1 protein-coding gene and 1 pseudogene are annotated in these 4,706 nt (G+C 63.0%); one reads left to right on the top strand and one right to left on the bottom strand.

All coding sequences use genetic code 11. The features are described from left to right. The first annotated feature begins 127 nt into the window (after positions 1–127). Positions 128–1,661 (top strand): annotated as a pseudogene (locus QZY03_RS31290) (ATP-binding protein). Between the two features lie 78 nt (positions 1,662–1,739). Here QZY03_RS31290 and metH read toward each other — a convergent pair. Further along, positions 1,740–4,424, bottom strand: a complete 2,685-nt coding sequence (gene metH, locus QZY03_RS31285; protein ID WP_295588236.1) for a methionine synthase — start codon at positions 4,422–4,424, stop codon at positions 1,740–1,742. Positions 4,425–4,706 lie beyond the last annotated feature (282 nt).

The following is a 4,706-nucleotide window of genomic DNA, read 5'->3' as shown; positions in this document are numbered from 1 at the left end:
CCCGACCTACGGGGTCTTCATCTGTGAACATCTGTGACATCTGTGGATAAATCCGGATCATGACAGGTTGCCGCGAACCCGTTACCCTGACCTCCGACGACCCGCGTCCCCGCTTCCGAGGCCCGCCATGCACCGCCGCAGACTGCCGATCGGCATCCAGACTTTCGCCAAGATCCGTGTGGACGATCATTACTATGTCGATAAGACCGGCTTCATCCGGCAGTTGACCGACGAGGGCACCCACTATTTTCTGTCGCGCCCGCGCCTCGCTGCTGCTCGATACCTTGGGGGAACTCTTCGCCGGTAACGAGGCACTGTTCCGGGGACTGCTGATCCATCCGCACTGGGACTGGACCACCCGCTATCCGGTCATCCGGATCAGCTTCGGCGGCGGCATTGTGCACAGCCGCGCGGAACTGGAGCAGAAGATCGGGGAACAACTGCGCATCAATCAGGACGCGCTGGGGTTGCGCTGCACCGAAACCGGGAGCGGCGCCTGCTTTGCGGAGCTGCTGCGGCTGGCCCATGCCGCCACCGGCCACCGCGTGGTGGTGCTGGTCGACGAATACGACAAGCCGATCCTCGACAATCTCACGGAACCCGACACCGCGCGCGCCACCCGCGACGGGCTGCGCAATCTGTATTCGGTCATCAAGGACAATGACGCCCATGTCCGCTTTTTATTCATCACCGGAGTGAGCAAGTTCAGCAAGGTGAGTATCTTCTCGGGGCTGAACAATCTGCGTGACATCACGGTGTCTGCCGAGTATTCGGCCCTGTGCGGCTATACCGAGCAGGATGTCGACACCGTCTTCGTCCCTGAACTCCCTGGGCTCGATCGGGACGAAATCCGCCGCTGGTACAACGGTTACAACTGGACCGGCGCGGCAGTGTATAACCCCTTCGATCTGCTACTGCTGTTTCAGGAACGCGAATTCAGAACCTGGTGGTTCGAAACCGGCACTCCGACCTTTCTGGTGGATCTCCTTCTGCAGCGTGGCTTTTTCACCCCACGGCTCGCGCATTTGCGCGCCGACGAAGCGCTGCTGTCGGCCTTCGACGTGGATCATCTGGCCACCGAGGCGCTGCTGTGGCAGACCGGTTATCTCACCTTCACCGGCACGCGGCGGATCGGCGCGCGGCTCGAATACACCCTGGGTTATCCCAATCTGGAAGTCGAGAGCGCGCTGAACGATAGCCTGATCAAGGCGCTGATCGGCCAGCCGGGGCAGGCCAGCGAGCTGACGAGCCGGCTCTACGATCTCCTGGCGGCAGCGGATTTCGACGGCCTGCGCGCGCATCTCGACAGCCTGTTCGCCGCAATCCCTTATCAATGGCATACCGTCAATCCCATCGCCCGTTACGAGGGCTATTACGCCAGTGTGTTCTACAGCCACCTGGCCGCGCTGGGCCTGGACTTGACGGCGGAGGACGCCAGCCGCCAGGGCCGGGTCGATCTGACGCTGAAGTTCAATGACCGGATTTGGCTGTTCGAGTTCAAGGTGGTCGAACTCGAACCCGCCGGGCGGGCGCTGCAACAGCTCAAGGACCGGGATTATGCGGCGAAATACCGCGCTCTGGGCCAGCCGATCCATCTGATCGGCATCGAATTCAGCCGCGAGCAGCGCGGGGTGGTCGGCTTTGAGGTCGAGACCATTTAAACCGCGCCAGCTCCAGCAATCGTCGAGTCTGCCGGGCCGATCTCATCCAACAACATCGCATACCGCGCTGGGCGCGGTTTAAATGTCATAGGCCAGATTGGGTCCCAGCCAGCGCTCCATCTCGGCGAGCGGCATTCCCTTGCGCTCGGCATAGTCGATCACCTGGTCTTTATTGATCTTGCCGACGGCGAAATAGCGGCTGTCGGGGTGAGAGAAATAAAGCCCCGAGACCGCCGCGGTGGGGACCATGGCCTTGGACTCGGTGAGCCAGATGCCGGTCTGGCGTTCCGCGTCCAGCAGCTCCCACAGCAGGTCTTTCTCAGTGTGGTCCGGGCAGGCCGGGTAGCCGATGGCCGGGCGGATGCCCTGGTATCGCTCCTCGATCAGTGCCGCGGTGTCGAGACCCTCGTCCTGCGCATACCGCCAGTGCCGGGTGCGGATCCGGTGATGGAGCAACTCGGCCAGAGCCTCGGCGAGGCGGTCGGCGAGCGCCTTCAGCAGCAGGGCCGAATAGTCGTCGTGATCGGCCTCGAAGCGTTTGACATGGGCATCGATTCCCGCGCCCGCGGTGCAGGCGAAACCGCCCAGATAGTCCGGAATTCCGATCTCCGCCGGGGCGATGAAGTCCGCCAGACACTCGTTGGGCCGGCCCGGGGGCTGCTTGCCCTGTTTGCGTAGAAAGTGAAAGCGCAGACGCTCATCACTTCGGGTCTCGTCCGTATAGACCACGATGTCGTCGCCAATCGCGTTGGCGGGGAAGAGTCCGATCACGGCCTGGGCGGACAGCCATTGTTCGGTCACGATCTGGTGCAGCATGGCCAGCGCATCGGCGTGGAGTTTGCGCGCTTCCTCGCCCTTTTCGGGGTCGTCCAGAATCTGCGGGAAGCGCCCTTTGAGCTGCCAGGCGTGGAAGAAGAAGGTCCAGTCGATATAGGCGGCGATCTCATCCAGCGGGATGTCGCGCAGCACCTGAAGACCCGGCTCGGCCGGGGTGGGCGGCTGGTAATGCTCCCAGTCGATCGGCACCCGGTTGGCCTGGGCCTGCGCCAGCGGGATCAGGTCGCGCGCCTCGTCGCGGGCGGCGCGGCGGACGCGGATCTCCTCGTACTCGGTGCGGATGGCCGCCACATAGTTGGGCTTAAGATCCTTGGAGAGCAGGCTGCCGGCCACGCCGACGGCGCGTGAGGCATCTTTCACATGCACCACCGGGTGCGCGTACTGGGGCTCGATCTTGACCGCGGTATGGAGCTTGGACGTGGTCGCGCCGCCGATCAGCAGCGGCACGGTGAAGCCCTGGCGCTGCATCTCCTTGGCGACATGAACCATCTCATCGAGCGAGGGGGTAATGAGCCCGGAGAGCCCGATGATGTCGGCCTTGACCTCGCGTGCCTTGGCGAGGATGCGGTCGGCCGGGACCATGACGCCCATGTCGATCACGTCGTAGTTGTTGCATTGGAGAACCACGCCGACAATGTTCTTGCCGATGTCGTGCACGTCGCCCTTGACCGTGGCGAGCAGAATGCGGCCCTGGGTGTCGCCCTCGCACTTCTCCTGTTCCAGATAGGGTTCGAGATAGGCGACGGCTTTCTTCATGACGCGGGCCGATTTCACGACCTGCGGCAGGAACATCTTGCCCTCGCCGAACAGATCGCCGACCACGTTCATGGCCGCCATCAGCGGGCCTTCGATGACGTTGATCGGTTTGCCCAACTGTTGGCGGGCCTCCTCGGTATCGGCCTCGATGAAGTCGGTGATGCCCTTGATCAGCGCATGCTGGATGCGCTTCTCGACCGGCTGTTCACGCCAGGTCAGATCCTGTTTGTTCTCGATCCCCGAGCCGTCGCCCTTGTACTTGGGGGCCAGGTCGGTCAGACGCTCGGTGGCATCGGGGCGGCGGTTGAGGATCACGTCCTCCACCGCGTCGCGCAGCTCGGCGGGCAGGTCGTCATAGACCGCCAGTTGGCCGGCATTGACGATGCCCATGTCCATGCCGGCACGGATGGCATGGTAGAGAAAGACCGAGTGGATCGCCTCGCGGACCGGGTTGTTGCCGCGGAACGAAAAGGACACGTTGGAAACGCCGCCCGAGACCTTGGCATGGGGCAGGTGGGCCTTGATCCGGCGGGTGGCCTCGATGAAATCCACCGCGTAGTTGTTGTGTTCCTCAATGCCGGTGGCGACCGCGAAGATGTTGGGGTCGAAGCAGATGTCCTCGGGCGGGAAACCGATCTCATCGACCAGGATGCGGTAGGCGCGCTGACAGATTTCAAACTTGCGCGCTTCGGTGTCGGCCTGACCCTGTTCGTCGAACGCCATCACGACCACCGCCGCGCCGTAGCGTCGGCACTTGCGGGCGTGCTCACGGAAGGCGTCCTCGCCCTCTTTCATGCTGATGGAGTTGACGATCGCCTTGCCCTGGACACACTTGAGCCCTGCTTCGATCACCTCCCATTTCGAGGAGTCGATCATGATCGGCACCCGCGCGATGTCCGGCTCCGCGGCGATCAGGTTCAGAAAGCGGACCATGGCCGCCTTGGAGTCCAGCATCGCCTCGTCCATATTGATGTCGATGACCTGGGCGCCGTTTTCCACCTGATTGCGCGCCACGTCCAGGGCGGCATCGAAATCGCCATTCAGGATCATCTTCTTGAAGACGGCGGAGCCGGTGACGTTGGTACGTTCACCGACGTTGATGAAGTTGGCGGTGGATCGGCTGGAAGTAGTCATGGCTGCTTGCGGAAGCGGTGTTCGACCTTGATGCAGTCGCTGTCGCGGCCGTGCTTGCAGGTCTTCGGTGTTAAAGGATGCGGGCCTTGGCGCGGCGGGTGGTCACGACGTCATGCGTCGTCCCGAACGGTCTCAGTGTATCACGGGGCGGCGTGGTACCCCAGCGTTGCGCCCTGGCCCAGCAATTCCAAATTTGGGCAGCATCACGCAGCCCCTTGGTGGATGCAGCGCGCACGACCGGCGTGCCGAGTCCCTGACACCGAGCGGCGCGCCTTATCCACCCTACAGCGGGGCCGGTTCTGTAGTTCTGTAGGGTGG

This window comes from uncultured Lamprocystis sp. (assembly GCF_903933125.1).
Lineage (GTDB): Bacteria > Pseudomonadota > Gammaproteobacteria > Chromatiales > Chromatiaceae > Thiodictyon.
The sequence above is the reverse complement of the archived record's forward strand: the minus strand, read 5'-3'. Positions and strand labels throughout refer to the sequence as shown.